This is a genomic window from Streptomyces mirabilis, assembly GCF_018310535.1.
Classification (GTDB): Bacteria; Actinomycetota; Actinomycetes; order Streptomycetales; family Streptomycetaceae; genus Streptomyces.
In genome coordinates, this window is the sequence record NZ_CP074102.1 from 1 (window position 1) to 14,766 (window position 14,766).

The window sequence follows — 14,766 nt, forward strand, 5'->3', positions numbered from 1 at the left end:
CGAGCTCCACGGCCCGTGACATGGCCACCTGGATGCGGCTGCAACTGGCGAACGGGAAGCTGGACGGCAGGCAGATCATCCCCGCCGCACCGCTGGAGCGCACCCACCTGCCCGAGATCGTCGCCCAGCCCCCGCAGGCCCCGGCGGGCCGCGCGGGCTTCTACGGCCTCGGCTGGAACGTCGGATACGACGACCAGGGCCGACTGCGCCTCAGCCACTCCGGCGCCTTCGAGCTCGGCGCCAACACCAATGTGACGATGCTGCCCGGCGAGCAGCTCGGCATCACCGTCCTGACCAATGCGGCGCCGGTGGGCCTCGCCGACTCGGTCGCGCAGGACTTCTTCGACACCGCCCAGTACGGGAAGCCCACGAGGGACTGGCTGCCCCTGATCGACCGGGTCTACCGGCAGCAGGAGCAGCAGGGCCGCTCCCCCACCGACTACGCCAGCCCCCCGCGGAACGCGTCCCCGGCCCGCGCCCTCGACACGTACGCGGGCACGTACGGCAACGCCTACTACGGTCCGCTCACCGTCACGGCCGCGAACGGCGAACTCGGCATGAGCCTGGGCCCGAAGCACACGAAGTTCCGGCTCACCCACTACGACGGCGACAGGTTCAGCTTCCGGACCGTCGGCGAGAACGCGACCGGGCTCTCGGGGGTGACGTTCAAGGTCGGTTCGGGTTCACCGGGGTCCGGCGGCTCGAAGGCGTCGCGGGTGACCGTCGAGGCCTGGGACCACGACGGCCTGGGCACCTTCACCCGCGGATGACGGTGGGGTCACCACTTGCCGGGCGCGTAGTCCTTCATGAAGACGCCGTACAGGTCCTCGCCCTGCTCGCCACGCACGATCGGGTCGTACACCCGGGCCGCGCCGTCGATCAGGTCGAGCGGGGCGTGGAAGCCCGCGTCGGCCAGACGCATCTTGTCGGGGTGCGGGCGCTCGTCGGTGATCCAGCCGGTGTCGACGGCGGTCATCAGGATGCGGTCCTTCTCGAACATCTCCTGGGCGCTGGTGCGCGTGAGCATGTTCAGGGCGGCCTTGGCCATGTTGGTGTGCGGGTGGCCCGCACCCTTGTAGCCGCGGTTGAAGACGCCCTCCATGGCGGAGACGTTCACGATGTACGTGCGGTCGGCCCCTGAGGCCGCCATCGCCGCGCGCAGCCGGCTGATCAGGATGAAGGGGGCCGTCGAGTTGCAGAGCTGGACCTCCAGCAGCTCGACCGGCGTGACCTCCTCGACCGACTGGATCCAGCTGTTGGTGTCGTGCAGGTCGGGCACGAGCCCGCCCGCGTCGATGGCCGTACCGGCCGCGATCCGCTCCAGGGAGGCCGAGCCTGACACCAGGGCCAGGTCGGTGACGTCCTGCGCGGTCAGCGCGCCGCCCCCGGCGACCGGGAGCGCGGCCACCGCGCCGGAGCCGAAGGTGCCGATGACCTCGGCGGGCGGCAGCTCACCGGCGGGCAGCGGGCCGGACTCGGCGGCGAGCAGCTCGCTGTAGGCCCCCGGGGAACGGCGTACGGTCTGGGCCGCGTTGTTGATCAGGATGTCGAGCGGGCCCTCGGCGGCGACCGACTCGGCCAGGGCCACGACCTGCGCCGGGTCGCGCAGGTCGATGCCGACGATCTTCAGACGGCCGATCCACTCGTCGCTGTCGGGCATGGCCTTGAAGCGGCGGATCGCGTCGTTGGGGAAGCGCGTGGTGATGGTGGTGTGCGCGCCGTCGCGCAGCAGCCGCAGCGCGATGTACATGCCGATCTTGGCGCGGCCGCCGGTGAGCAGCGCGCGCTTGCCGGTGAGGTCGGCGCGGGCGTCGCGGCGGGCGCGGTTCTCGGCGGCGCAGTCCTGGCAGAGCTGGTGGTAGAAGTAGTCGACCTCGACGTACCGCTTCTTGCAGATGTAGCAGGAGCGCGGACGCTGGAGTATCCCCGCGATCTCGCCGGCGTCGGTGACGGACGAGGGCAGGATGCCCTCCGTCTCGTCGTCGATGCGCTGGGCTGAGCCGGTCGCGGTGGACTCGGTGACGGCCTTGTCGTGGGCGGTCTTGGCGGCCCTGCGCTCCTGGCGGCGGCGCTGCTTGACCGTGCGGTAGACGCCCGCGGTGGCGCGGCGCACGGCGATGGCGTCCGGATGGTCGACCTCGATCTTGTCGAGCTCGTCGAGCACGCCGAGGCAGACGGCCAGCCGCTCCGGGTCGATGCCCGGCCCGTAGGAGACCGCCTCCCCGTCCACGGCGGAAGCCGTCCGGTCGTCCTCAGCCGTGTCCACGGCGAGAGCCGCCTGGCCGTCCTCTGTCACCGTCATCGCGTGTGCCGTTCCTCGGGTCTCGCGCCGCGCTCGAACCGCGCTCGCTTTCGAAGGCGGAATTTTACGGAGCAAGAGGGCAAGGCGCCAAACCCGAGATGATCACCGGTCCCCGCGGGCCGTTTCAGGGGCCGCAGGCGATGATCAGCGTCTCCACCTCCTCGGACAGCGCGCGGGCCAGCCGGTTCAGGTCCGGCACGGCCTGTGCGTCCGCGACGAGCCCGTAGTGGACCCGTCCGCGGTACGTCGACACGGCCACCGCCAGCGCCTGGCCGCGGGCCAGCGGGGCGAGCGGATAGACCTCGGTGAGCGGGCAGTCGCCGAGCTTCAGGCCGAGGCTGGGCAGCGGCACGCTGGTGACCAGGATGTCGAAGAGCAGCCGGGCCGCCTGGCCGACGACGGGACCGCCGAGGCGGTGGCCGATCGGCGGCACATGGTCGGCGAGCAGCGCGACGGCGCCCGCTCCCCGGTTGGGTCCCGCGTCCTTGTTGGCGTCCATCGCCGTACGCACCGAACGGAGCCGGCCGAGCGGGTCGGGGTCGTCGACGGGAAGCCGTATCAGGTAACCGGAGAGCCGGTTGCCCTGAGGGTGCGCGGTGCGCGGGCGGCGCCTGGAGACGGGGATCAGGGCGCGGGGCACGACTCCCTCGCTGCCGTCACCGCGTTCGTCGAGCCAGTTGCGCAGGGCGCCCGCGACGACGGCGATCAGGACGTCGTTGACGGTGCCGCCGACGCTCTTGCGGACGCGGTGCACATCGTCCAGGTCGAGGGCCACACCCGCGACCCGGCGGGTGCCGGTGGGCTGCGAGGTGAGCGCGGGCGAGGAACGGGCACCGAGGGTGGCACGGGCGACGGAGCTGCCGATGTCGAGGGCGCGGCCCAGGTCGGTGAGGGTTCCGCGGACCAGGTCGGGCAGTTTGCGGACGTCCGGGAGAAATCCGCGGGGCGGCTCAGCGGGGCGCGGGCGGGGCTCGGGCAGGTCCAGCGGGTCCATGAGGGCGGCGGCGAGCATCAGCGCTCGCAGGCCGTCGGCCAGCGCGTGGTGGAACTTGAAGAACACGGCGAACGAGGTGCCGTCCTCACCGGGCAGGACGTGCGCCTCCCACGGGGGCCGGCCGCGCTGGAGCGGGCGTTCCATGAGCCGGCCCGCGGCGGCGGGGAAGTCCGCGGTCGGCGCGTGCAGCCGTACGTGGTCGAGGGGTTCGAAGTCGGGCGCGGGTTCCCGGGCCGCGCTCCCGAAGTTGGGCGGGAAGGCGAGGGGCTGCCAGACGTCGCGGATCCGCATGCGCAGCCCGGGCACCCCGGCCGCGCGGACCGCGAGCAGTTCGGCCGCGTGCGCGCCCGCGGTCGGCGAGTGCGCGGAGAAGACACCGAGGGCGCCGAGGTGCATCGGGTGCTGGGCGGACTCGATGTTCCAGAACGCCAGGTCGAGTGGTGCGAGGAGATCAGGAGTCAAAGGCTTGCTCTCGCGTCGACGACAGGGTGAGCAAGCAGTCAAACCCCGGCAGGCGATTACGGTCAAGTACGATCAAGCTACGCTCAGTTAACAGCAGATTAAGTCCCGCCCCCGCGAAAGGGGCGGGACACAAGGGGCACGTGAGGTCGGATCAGGATAGGCGTCCCGGCCGCGGCACGCGCGCCGACGCGCGGCCGCGCTAAGGACCAGAGGCGTCGGGCCGCTCGAAGGACCTCGAAGGGCCTCGAAGGACCTCGAAGGGCCGGGAGCGTCAGGTTGCCGGGCAGCCCGTGGGGGTCGCCCGGGACGCGTCGGCGATCAGCGACTCGTGCGCCGCCCTCAACCTCCCCACGTCCGGCTTCACGACCTTGCGGTCATAGGTGAGGAGCCCGTTCAGCTCGCCCTCCACGTCCGAGATCTGGGTGTAGACGGCGCCGTTGCTCCCCCGGCACGCGAGCGCCCGCACCTCGGCGAGGCGGGCGAGGTAGTCGTCGGTGTACGTCGACGGGTCCACGTCCACGTACGACTGCTGGACCGACCAGGCGTGCCCGGGTACGGCGAGCCCCAGGCCCCCGTACTCGCCGCTGACGAGCGCGCGTCTGCCGTCGGGGGCCGGAGGCAGCGCGGGGCTCGGGTAGCCGTGTTCGTCCATGATGTCGCCGGTGCCGCCGTCGGCCCCCAGGTTCAGCCCCGACATGCCGTTGACGAGCCGGGTCGGATCCCAGGACTTGGCCTGGTCGGCGATGCGGCCCTCGTCGTACTGGCCCCAGCCCTCGTTGAAGGTCACCCACATCACGACCGCGGGACTGCTGATGTGCTGGTCGATCATCAGTTTCATCTCGCGCTCGTACTCGGCGCGGGCCGCCGCGCTCGGGTTCACCCCGGCGGTCATGGCGGGCATGTCCTGCCAGACCAGCAGGCCGAGCCGGTCCGCCCAGTAGAACCAGCGGTCGGGCTCCACCTTGATGTGCTTGCGCACCGCGTTGAAGCCCATCTCCTTGTGCATGCGCAGGTCGTACGCGAGGGCCTCGTCCGTCGGCGCGGTGTACAGGCCGTCGGGCCAGAACCCCTGGTCGAGCGTGGCCATCATGAAGACGGGCTTGCCGTTGAGGACGGTGCGCGGGGTGCCGTCGACCTTCTCGACGGAGATCGAGCGCATCCCGAAGTAGCTGCCGACGCGGTCACGCCCGACGCTCACCCTGAGGTCGTAGAGGAAGGGGTCGTCCGGCGACCAGAGGCGCGGGTGGGCGATCTTCAGGGTCAGCGGCTGTCCGGTGCGGCCGGTGACGGTGGCGACCTTCCGACCTCCCTCGTACGCCGTCGCCGTGACGGGCAGCCCGTCGCGCACGCCCTTCGGTTCCACGGTGAGCCGGCCGCCGTCGACGTCCGGAGTGAGCTTGAGCGAGTCGACGTGGTCCGGGGCGACCGGCTCCATCCACACCGTCTGCCAGATGCCGGAGGTCGGGGTGTACCAGATCCCGCTGGGGTCGAGGCGCTGCTTGCCGAGCGGCGGGTTCTCACCGGACGCGGCGTCGGTCGGGTCGTACACGCCGACGATCAGTTCCTGGGTGCGGCCGGGCTTCAGCGCGTCGGTGACGTCGGCGCCGAACTTGTCGTAGCCACCCCGGTGTTCGGCGACCTTGGTCCCGTTGACGTACACCTCGGACTGCCAGTCGACGGCACCGAAGTTGAGCAGGAGCCGCTTGCCCGAGCCGATGTGCCAGTCGGCCGGGACGGTGAAGGTGCGGCGATACCACATGCGGTCCTCGTGGCGTTCGACGCCGGACAGCTGGGACTCCACGGGGTACGGGACGAGGATGTGCTCGCCGAGCGTCCTCCCGACCGGGGGCTGCTCCCCCGCGGTGGCGGCGGCGAACTGCCAGCGCCCGTTGAGGTTGCGCCAGGCGTCACGCGTGAGCTGGGGGCGGGGGTATTCCGGCAGGGCGTTGTCCGGCCCGACCTCGTCGGCCCACTTCGTGCGCAGTTCGTACGTGGAGCGGTTGGGGCCACTGCTCCAGAAGGCGCCGATCGCCCCGCCGTCCCCGGCGGCGACGAGGCCGCCCGTGCCGTCGTAGCGCAGGTCGGCGGTGCCGCGTGCGGTGCCGGTCTTGTCGCCGACGACGGGTTCCTTGAGCGTGACGAGGAGGGATCTGGGGTCGGCGGGGTCCAACTCCGCCGCTGCCAAGGGCCACTTGGCGCCGCCGATCACGGCCTGGAGGTGGTCGACGACGGCGGCCGGGGGCGCGGACAGTTCCGTTGCGAAGTCGAGCTTGAGGGTGCGGCCGTCCGGCTGGACGGTGGTCGCGAGGGCGCCGTCGTAGTCGTAGCCGTCGGGCAGCAGGAACGCCGACTGCGGGATCGCCACCTTGCCGCCTCCCGGTTCGGTCCAGCGCAGATGGAGGTTGGAGCCGCCGTAGTGCTCGAAGTACTCGAGCTTGAAGTCATAGGCCTGACCCGCCGTCAGCTCGATGGGCTCGGAGGTCTGTTCACGGTCCCAGTCGTCCACCCAGTGATCGATGACGGGCCTGCCGTCGATCCAGAGACGGAAACCGTTGTCGCCGATGATCGAGAAGGTGGTGGGTCCGCTCTTCTCCGGTACGAGTTTGCCGGTCCAGCGGACGCTGACATCGTTGTCCTGGCCCGTGGCGAAGCGCAGCCGGGGTTCCAGGTCGTCGAAGTCGAGTTGCGGGTCGAAGCCGGTGGCCTTGAGCTCGTGGAAGTCGAAGGCGCCGGGGGCGGACTGGGTGTAGTAGTCGCCCTTCAGTCCGTGGACCGCGACGGGATCGTCGGCCGCGGCGGGCACGGAGGCGAGTCCCGCGGCACCGAGGGCCGCGGCGAGCAGTAACGCGAGTCGGTCTCTGAGTCGTCCGAAACGCACGGATCCTCCTCTTTGAGGACGGGTGGGGGGACGGTGGTGAGGACGGTTGCCGGACGGGCCAGGGATGGGCGTGGGGCGGGTGGTGCGGCTCTTGCTCAGACGGAACAACGTTGTCACCAACGGCAGTTGGCATGACAACACGGGGTTCCACTTTCTGTCCAGGGACATGACGACGGCCCCGGTGGGCACGGACGCACCGGGGCCGTCGTCGGTCACCGCCGGACAGGCCCTAGGGCACGATCCGGCCCTTCCCCAGCGCGATCACCCCGCCCTTGGAGACCGTGTAGAGATCCGCGTCCCGCTCGGGGTTGACGCCGATCGTCGCGCCCGGCGGCACCTCGACGTTCTTGTCGAGGACCGCGCCGCGCACCACCGCACCCCGCCCTATGTGGACGTTGTCGTGCAGGATCGAACCCTGGACGACGGCTCCCGGGTCGACCACGACACCCGGCGAGAGCACGGACCGCGTGACCTGGCCCCGGATCAGACAGCCCGCGCTGACGATCGACTCGCTCGCGATGCCCCCGGCGTTGAATCGCGCCGGGGAGAGCTGTCCGGAACTGGTGTAGATGGGCCAGCTGCGGTTGTAGAGGTTGAAGGCGGGGCGTTCGGCGATCAGGTCCATGTGGGCGTCGTAGTAGGCGTCGAGGGTGCCCACGTCACGCCAGTAGCCCTGGTCGCGGGTGGTCTCGCCGGGCACGTGGTTGTCACTGAAGTCGTAGAGCTGTGCCTCGCCGCGGTCGGTGAGCATCGGCAGAATCGATCCGCCCATGTCGTGCACCGAATGCACGTCCTCGGCGTCCCGCTGGAGCGCCTCCACCAAGGCCTTGGTGGTGAAGATGTAGTTGCCCATCGAGGCGAAGACGCACTCGGGGTCGTCGGGCAGGCCCGGCGGATCGGCGGGCTTCTCCAGGAAGCCCGCGACGGTCTGCCCGTCGGAGCCGGGGCTGATGACCCCGAAGGAGGACGACTCGGCGCGCGGCACCCGTATCCCGGCGACGGTCACACCCGCGCCGCCCTCGATGTGCTGGGCGAGCATCTGCCGCGGGTCCATGCGGTAGACGTGGTCGGCGCCGAACACCGCGATGTAGTCGGGCCGTTCGTCGTGCACGAGGTTGAGGGACTGCAGGATCGCGTCCGCGCTGCCCAGGTACCAGCGCGGGCCGAGCCGCTGCTGGGCCGGGACCGGTGTGACGTAGTTGCCGAGCAGGCTCGACATCCGCCAGGTCGTGGTCACATGGCGGTCCAGGGAGTGCGACTTGTACTGCGTCAGGACGCAGATGCGCAGGATGTCGGCGTTGACGAGATTGGAGAGTACGAAGTCCACCAGGCGGTACGTCCCGCCGAAGGTGACCGCGGGTTTCGCGCGGTCCGCGGTGAGGGGCATGAGCCGTTTGCCCTCTCCACCCGCAAGTACGATTCCCAGCACCGAAGGTCCACCGCGCCGCATGCCGCCGCCCCTCTAAGCCCGGTCGAGCCGCGCCCGCTGTGCCGGGCCGGCCCCGTCGCTTGAACTACACCTGTCCGATGGTTACCCCGGTTTGAGGACTTCCTCGTAAAGCTGGACGGTCCGCCGGGCCACCGCGTCCCATCCGAACTCCCGCACCGCGCGCTCCCGTCCGGCCTCGCCCATCCGCCGGGCGGCCCGGGGGTCGGCGAGTACGGAGTCGAGGGCGAGCGCCAGACCCGCCTCGAAGTCCTCCTCTACCGGCACCAGGACACCCGTCACGCCGTCCTCGACCACCTCGGGTATCCCACCGACCCGGGATGCCACCACGGCCGTACCGCAGGCCATCGCCTCCAGGTTGACGATGCCGAGCGGCTCGTACACCGAGGGGCAGACGAAGACGGCGGCGTGCGTGAGGAGTTGGACGACGTCCGGGCGGGGCAGCATCTGCGGGATCCAGTGCAGCCCCTGGCGTACGGCACTCAGCTCCTGGAAGAGATCACGGAACTCCCGGTCGATCTCGGGAGTGTCGGGGGCGCCCGCGCACAGCACCACCTGCGCGGCCGGATCGATGCCGCGTACGGCGCGCAGCAGGTGGGGCACGCCCTTCTGGCGGGTGATGCGGCCGACGAACAGGACATAGGGGCGCGTGGTGTCGATGCCGATGCGCTCCAGGACGTCCGTGCCGTGGTCCGGCCGGTAGAGGGTGGTGTCGATGCCGTTGTGCACGACGCGCACCATGGCCGGGTCCAGGGCGGGGTAGCAGGTGAGGATGTCCTCGCGCATGGCGCCGGAGACGGCGATGACGGCGTCGGCGGCCTCGATGGCGGTGCGCTCGGCCCAGCTGGACAGGGCGTAGCCACCGCCGAGCTGCTCGGCCTTCCAGGGGCGCAGCGGCTCCAGGGAGTGGGCGGTCATGATGTGCGGGATGCCGTACAGGAGCTTGCCGAAGTGACCGGCGAGGTTGGCGTACCAGGTGTGCGAGTGGACGAGTTCGCGGCCTTCGAGGGCGGCGGCCATGGCGAGGTCCACGGAGAAGGTGCGCAGCGCGTCGTTGGCGCCGTCGAGCGAGGACCAGGACCGGTGGCGTACGACGCCGCCCGCGGCACCCTCGCCCCAGCAGTGCACGTCCAGGTCCGTGAGGGTCCGCAACTCCCTGGCGAGGAACTCGACATGGACACCCGCGCCGCCGTAGACGTCCGGCGGGTACTCCCGGGTCAGCAGTCCCACTCGCACGCAGAGCCCCCCGTCGTACCGGATACCGGCTGGTGCCTTTCATGGTCACCCAGAAGGGACGCTTGGGGAAGACCGCGGTCTCAGCGGCGGCCCGGAGCCCCGCCCCGCGTCCGGCCCGGCGGACGGTCGAAGCAGCAGTCGCCGCAAAGGCCGCCGCCGGGGAGCCGGTAGTAGAGGCAGCAGCTGCGGCGGCGGAGGGTACGGGGGTCGACGGTCGCGGACAGGTCGGGATGCGTGAACAGGCCGGCGGCTAGGGCGCGGGCCCGATCGGCCACGTCCGTACGGCCGTTGGCCTCGGCCCAGCGGTGCAGCTGGCGCCAGGCACCCGCGAGCGCCGAGCCCGCGTTCCCCCACAACAGGCCCTCCGACATGCGGTATCGGGTGCGCAGAGCCGCCGCCAGCGGGGCGAGGTGGCCGTCCCGTACGACCTCTCCGATCGCCGCCACCGGCAGTGCGCGTACCTCGGACAGCCACAGGTCCTCCGGAGCACTGCCGTCCGGATCCCACCGCAGCAGCCCCGGATCGAGGTCCGGCAGCCGCCCGTACAGCGCGGCGGCGCCGAGCGAGACCGACCACAGACGGGCCACGAGGCCCTGCTGCGCCACCGAGACCGCGATCCGGTCCTCGGGCGCCCGCAGACTCGCCGCGACCTTCCGGACGCGAAAATTCAGAGGATCCGACCAGACATCTCTGGGATCATCGTCTCGGGGAGACGCGTACGCCTGTGCGAGCGTCGGCAGCGGGGCACGCGGCGGTACGCCGGTGCGCAGTACGAAGAAGCCGCCGAGCGAGCCGAGCGCCACGAGTTCCGGGTCGAGGTCCACGAACAGCAGTAGTACCAAGCCCCCTAGGGGTTCTCACCGGAGGGTCTCCCCCTCATGTCGCCCACCCAGGGGAGGACATGGGGCGAGTCGTACTCCATCGGCAGTACTACTCATTGCCTGCTCAGGTACGACGACGTGAACGGATGCGCGAGGCATCGTAGTGGGTATGAAGGCCGATCGTTCGCCGCGCCGGGCACAGCGCCCCCGCCGCACGCAGAGGAGGGACTCATGAGCGCGCTCGCGCTGTCCGTCCTGCTCTCGTTCGTCTCCGCCGTTGCGTACGCGGGCGGCGCGATCGTCCAGGAGCAGGTCGCGCTGACCTCTCCCGACCAGACGTACGCGCCGTTGCGCCGTCCCGGCTGGTGGGCGGCGGTCGCCCTGAGCGGCGTCGGCGGGGTGCTGCACGTGGTGGCGCTCGCCTACGGCCCGCTGAGCCTGGTGCAGCCCCTGGGTGCCCTGACCATCGTGTTCGCGCTCCCCATGGCGGCCGTCTTCGTCGGCCGCAAGGCCGGGGCGACCGCCTGGCGTGGCGCGATCATGGCCACGGGCGGCCTCGCGGTCCTGCTCGCCCTGGTCGGTTCGGCGGATTCGCAGTCCCTGAGTGACACCCAGATCACGGTGCTGGCCGTGGTGTCGGGCGGCGCGGTGGCGGCCTCCATCGTGGCGGGCCGCGCCGCGCACCGGCACCCGGCCGTGCGCAGCGTGATGCTCGCGGTGGGGTCGGGCATAGCCTTCAGCATGTCCTCGGTGTTCACCAAGACCGTCGCGGTGGACTGGTCGCACCAGGTCTCGCTCTCCGATCTGCCGAGCCTCGCCCTCATAGGTGTCTTCGCCACGGCCGGGATGCTGCTGTCGCAGGTCTCCTACCGGGGCGGCGGTCTCGCGGCGCCGCTGGCCACGCTGACGGTCGTCAACCCCGTCGTGGCGGCGGCTGTCGGCATCACGATGTTCGGCGAGACCTTCCGCTACGGCGAGACGGGCACCGTGCTCGCGCTGGCCTGCGGAGTCGTCGCGGCGGGCGGTCTGATCCTGCTCACGACCGAGCAGATCGGCAGCGCCCGCAACACCGCCGAGGTCGCCGCACCCGCCGCCGTGAAGACCGAGCCCGAGGCGGAACCGGCCACGCCGGACTCCGCGTTGGAGGCGCTGCTGCTCGCGGCGCTGCCCGAGCAGTCCGCGGGACCGGGCCACGAGGTCGAGCCGGCCGCGGACCGCGGAGAGGGGTTCGGCGCGGGCCGTGGAGAGGGGTTCGGCTCGGAGCTCGGGGAGGCGTTCGGCGCGGGCCTCGGGGAGGCGTTCGGCTCGGAACTCGGAGACGGGTTCGGCGCGGGCCTCGGGGAGGCGTTCGGCTCGGAACTCGGAGACGGGTTCGGCGCGGACCTCGGCGAGGACGTCTTCGTACCGGCTCCGGCGATGGCGAGGGCCGCGGAGAGCGCGCCCGACTCGGCCGACTCACCCGAGTCGGCCGAGGAGGACGCGCCACCCGCGCTGGCCTATTTCGGCCCCCTGTGCGGGCCCTACGTAGTGGCGACACCTCTGCTGGACCACCACCACCGCACACGCGTCAAATCCTGACGCCGCCCGCCCTCAGGTAGGCGACCGGGTCGACGTCCGTGCCGAAACCGGGCCCCGTCCGCACCTCGAAGTGCAGATGCGGGCCCGTGCTGTTGCCCGTGGAGCCGGAGCGGCCGATGCGCTGTCCGCCCACCACGCTCTGCCCGTCCTTCACCGAGATCGCCGACAGATGGGCGTACTGGGTGTAGCGGCCGTCGGCGTGCCGGATCACCACCTGGTAGCCGAACGAGCCGCCCCAGCCCGCGCTGACGACCTCGCCCGCGGCGACCGCCTTCACGGAGGTACCGGTGGGCACCGGGAAGTCGACGCCCGTGTGGTAGCCCTTCGACCAGGAGGCACCGGCGGCATGGTAGGGCGTGCCGGTCGCGGCGTGCACGGGGGCGACGAGCGTGTCGGTCTTCTTGGCGGTGTCCGAGGACGTCTTGTGCGAGGAGGTCTTGTGCGGGGACGTCGTGTGCGTGGACGGCTTGTCGGGGGTCTTCTGCTTCTTCGACGCCGACGAGGGAGTGCTCTTGGTGTGTGCCGGGGTCTGGCCCTTGCCTCGCAGGTTCAACCGCTGGCCCGGGAGGATCAGGTCCGGGTCGGAGCCGACGGTGGTGCGGTTCGCGTCGTACAGCCGTTGCCAACCGCCCTGGACGTGGCGGGATCCCGCGATGCCGGAGAGTGTGTCGCCGTGGACGACCGTGTACATCTCGGCGGTGCCGGCCCGCGACTGCGGTGTGGTCTGCGGCTGGACGTCGCGTACGGAGCGCTTGGTGGTCTGGGGCGAGGTGCCGGACTTGGTGCCGGTCCGCTCGGCGGCCGGGGTGATGTCGGGGGTGTCCCCACCCCGGGTGAGACCGGCGCGCACCGAGCAGACCGGCCAGGCACCGGGCCCCTGGCCCTTGAGCACCTTCTCGGCGATGGCGATCTGCTGGTCCTTGGTGGCCTGATCCGCGCGCGGGGCGTAGACCTGCCCCCCGTACGCCTCCCAGGTGGACTGGGTGAACTGCAGTCCGCCGTAGTAGCCGTTGCCGGTGTTGATGCTCCAGCTGTCGGTGGACTCGCAGGCGGCGACCTTGTTCCAGGTGTCCACGTCGGCCGCGTGTGCGACGCCGGTGCCGATCAGCGGGAGTGCCATTCCGGCGCCGCCCGCCGTGACGGTGAGTGAGGCGCGGTTGATCCTGTTCGGCTGATACCGGCGGTGCCGGCCGCGTACGGCCATGTGGGAGCCCCCTCGACATGCGTCAGGAGCGGCAAAAGTAAGCGCTGCGAACAGGCCATGACAAGAGCGCAATCGGCCGTGCTGTGCGCCCCGGGCGCCGCTCCCTCGCCCGGGGAGGCAGCGGGTCGTTCTTCTGCGTACACGTCGCCGACGCGTCAGGATGGCCGGAGGAATACTGACGAACAGGAACGGCAGGATCACCGACAGTACCGATACCGACCGATACCGATAGATACCGACGATTACCAAGACCTCTTACCGGATCCCTTAGGAGCCAACCGTATGAGCAACTCAGCCCAGATCGGCGTCACGGGTCTCGCGGTCATGGGGCGCAATCTCGCCCGTAACTTCGCCCGCAACGGCTACACGGTCGCCGTGCACAACAGGACCGCGGCCCGGACGCACGCGCTGGTGGAGGAATTCGGCCACGAGGGCGATTTCGTGGCGACGGTGACCGCGAAGGAGTTCGTCGAGGCACTGGAGCGGCCGCGACGTCTGATGATCATGGTGAAGGCCGGTGAGCCGACCGACGCGGTGATCCAGGAGTTCGCCCCGCTTCTCGAGCCCGGTGACATGATCATCGACGGTGGCAACGCGCACTTCGAGGACACCCGACGCCGGGAGCGCGACCTGCGGGGCCAGGGCATCCACTTCGTCGGCACGGGCGTGTCCGGCGGCGAGGAGGGCGCGCTGAACGGGCCGAGCATCATGCCGGGCGGCTCGAAGGAGTCGTACGCGTCGCTCGGTCCGATGCTGGAGAAGATCTCCGCGAAGGCGCCGGACGGCTCTCCCTGCGTGACCCACTGCGGTCCCGACGGCGCCGGGCACTTCGTGAAGATGGTGCACAACGGCATCGAATACGCCGACATGCAGCTGATCGGCGAGGCCTACCAGCTGCTGCGCGATGTGGCCGGGTACTCCCCCGCGCAGATCGCCGACATCTTCCGCACCTGGAACACCGGCCGGCTCGACTCCTACCTGATCGAGATCACGGCTGAGGTCCTGTCGCACGTGGACGCGGCGACGGGCAAGCCGTTCGTGGACGTGGTCCAGGACCGCGCGGAGCAGAAGGGCACGGGCCGCTGGACCGTGCAGATCGCGCTGGACCTGGGCGTTCCGGTGTCCGGTATCGCGGAGGCGGTCTTCGCCCGCTCGCTGTCCGGGCACGCCGATCTGCGCGCCGCCTCCCAGGAGCTCGCGGGCCCCAAGGCGAAGCCGCTCGGTGAGTCGGAGGCGGCAGCCTTCGCGGACCGGGTGGAGCAGGCGCTGTACGCCTCGAAGATCGTGTCGTACACGCAGGGCTTCCACGAGATCAGCGCGGGCAGCGACCAGTACGACTGGGACATCGACCTCGGTGCCGTCTCCGCGATCTGGCGCGGCGGCTGCATCATCCGGGCGGCGTTCCTGGACCGGATCCGGTCCGCGTACGACGCCCGGCCCGACCTGCCGAGCCTGCTGTCCGACGAGACGTTCGCGCGGGAGATCGCGGCGGCGCAGGACGACTGGCGCGAGGTCCTGGTGGCCGCCACCCGCCAGGGCGTGCCCGCACCCGGATTCTCCGCGGCGCTCGCCTACTACGACGCCCTGCGCGCCGAGCGGCTGCCCGCCGCCCTGACGCAGGGGCAGCGGGACTTCTTCGGGGCGCACACCTATCGGCGCGTCGACCGGGAGGGCTCGTTCCACACGCTGTGGGGCGGCGACCGGTCGGAGGTCGAGGCGTAGGCGGACGTACGGGTACCGGACGTACGGGTATTCCGCGCCGCCGAGGCCGTCACATCCCTGGAACCCGGGGTGTGACGGCCTCCGACGATAAGCCGTTCATCCGTTCACCCGTTCGCTCGACT

The 14,766-nt window shown here is 71.0% G+C and carries 10 protein-coding genes; 3 read left to right on the forward strand and 7 right to left on the reverse strand.

Translation table 11 applies throughout. The features are described 5' to 3' along the window. Positions 1 to 770: serine hydrolase (locus tag SMIR_RS00005; protein ID WP_212726263.1), on the forward strand; the 770-nt coding region annotated here is incomplete at its 5' end. 8 nt (positions 771 to 778) lie between these two features. On the opposite strand, the gene SMIR_RS00010 is transcribed toward SMIR_RS00005, so the two are convergent. The 6 genes from SMIR_RS00010 to SMIR_RS00035 all read right to left on the reverse strand — a co-directional run bounded on the left by SMIR_RS00010 (position 779) and on the right by SMIR_RS00035 (position 10,143). Further along, a complete protein-coding gene (locus SMIR_RS00010) occupies positions 779 to 2,302 on the reverse strand; it encodes an SDR family NAD(P)-dependent oxidoreductase (RefSeq protein WP_248003301.1) in 1,524 nt (507 codons plus the stop codon). Between the two features lie 124 nt (positions 2,303 to 2,426). Beyond that, positions 2,427 to 3,758, reverse strand: a complete 1,332-nt coding sequence (locus SMIR_RS00015) for a wax ester/triacylglycerol synthase family O-acyltransferase (RefSeq protein ID WP_168498476.1) — start codon at positions 3,756 to 3,758, stop codon at positions 2,427 to 2,429. Positions 3,759 to 4,029: 271 nt separating this feature from the next. After that, on the reverse strand, positions 4,030 to 6,636 hold the full coding sequence (locus tag SMIR_RS00020; protein ID WP_212726264.1) for a PA14 domain-containing protein: 2,607 nt from the start codon (positions 6,634 to 6,636) through the stop codon (positions 4,030 to 4,032). A gap of 229 nt (positions 6,637 to 6,865) precedes the next feature. Then, positions 6,866 to 8,086 (reverse strand): glucose-1-phosphate adenylyltransferase, encoded by a 1,221-nt coding sequence (gene glgC / locus SMIR_RS00025; RefSeq protein ID WP_212726265.1) that lies wholly within the window; start codon positions 8,084 to 8,086, stop codon positions 6,866 to 6,868. Positions 8,087 to 8,167: 81 nt separating this feature from the next. Beyond that, positions 8,168 to 9,319: a glycogen synthase gene (gene glgA / locus SMIR_RS00030; RefSeq protein ID WP_168498470.1), complete on the reverse strand. Its 1,152-nt coding sequence runs from the start codon at positions 9,317 to 9,319 to the stop codon at positions 8,168 to 8,170. An 80-nt stretch (positions 9,320 to 9,399) separates the two neighbouring features. Beyond that, positions 9,400 to 10,143 (reverse strand): (2Fe-2S)-binding protein, encoded by a 744-nt coding sequence (locus tag SMIR_RS00035; RefSeq protein ID WP_168501484.1) that lies wholly within the window; start codon positions 10,141 to 10,143, stop codon positions 9,400 to 9,402. Between the two features lie 228 nt (positions 10,144 to 10,371). On the opposite strand from SMIR_RS00035, the gene SMIR_RS00040 reads away from it, so the two are divergent. Further along, a complete protein-coding gene (locus tag SMIR_RS00040; protein ID WP_212726266.1) occupies positions 10,372 to 11,718 on the forward strand; it encodes a DMT family transporter in 1,347 nt (448 codons plus the stop codon). Here the strand turns inward: SMIR_RS00040 and SMIR_RS00045 are convergent. Then, positions 11,708 to 12,922 (reverse strand): transglycosylase family protein, encoded by a 1,215-nt coding sequence (locus SMIR_RS00045; RefSeq protein WP_168498467.1) that lies wholly within the window; start codon positions 12,920 to 12,922, stop codon positions 11,708 to 11,710. The genes SMIR_RS00040 and SMIR_RS00045 overlap by 11 nt on opposite strands. Positions 12,923 to 13,204: 282 nt before the next feature. Here SMIR_RS00045 and gnd point away from each other — a divergent pair, with 282 nt between their 5' ends. Next, positions 13,205 to 14,644 (forward strand): NADP-dependent phosphogluconate dehydrogenase, encoded by a 1,440-nt coding sequence (gene gnd, locus SMIR_RS00050; protein WP_168498465.1) that lies wholly within the window; start codon positions 13,205 to 13,207, stop codon positions 14,642 to 14,644. The last annotated feature ends 122 nt before the right edge of the window (positions 14,645 to 14,766 follow it).

Bases quoted from the DNA above. Each gene is read 5' to 3' on its own strand.
- glgC (WP_212726265.1), bottom strand. From the start codon at position 8,086: ATGCGGCGCGGTGGACCTTCGGTGCTGGGAATCGTACTTGCGGGTGGA.
- SMIR_RS00010 (WP_248003301.1), bottom strand. From the start codon at position 2,302: ATGACGGTGACAGAGGACGGCCAGGCGGCTCTCGCCGTGGACACGGCT.
- SMIR_RS00040 (WP_212726266.1), top strand. From the start codon at position 10,372: ATGAGCGCGCTCGCGCTGTCCGTCCTGCTCTCGTTCGTCTCCGCCGTT.
- SMIR_RS00045 (WP_168498467.1), bottom strand. From the start codon at position 12,922: ATGGCCGTACGCGGCCGGCACCGCCGGTATCAGCCGAACAGGATCAAC.
- gnd (WP_168498465.1), top strand. From the start codon at position 13,205: ATGAGCAACTCAGCCCAGATCGGCGTCACGGGTCTCGCGGTCATGGGG.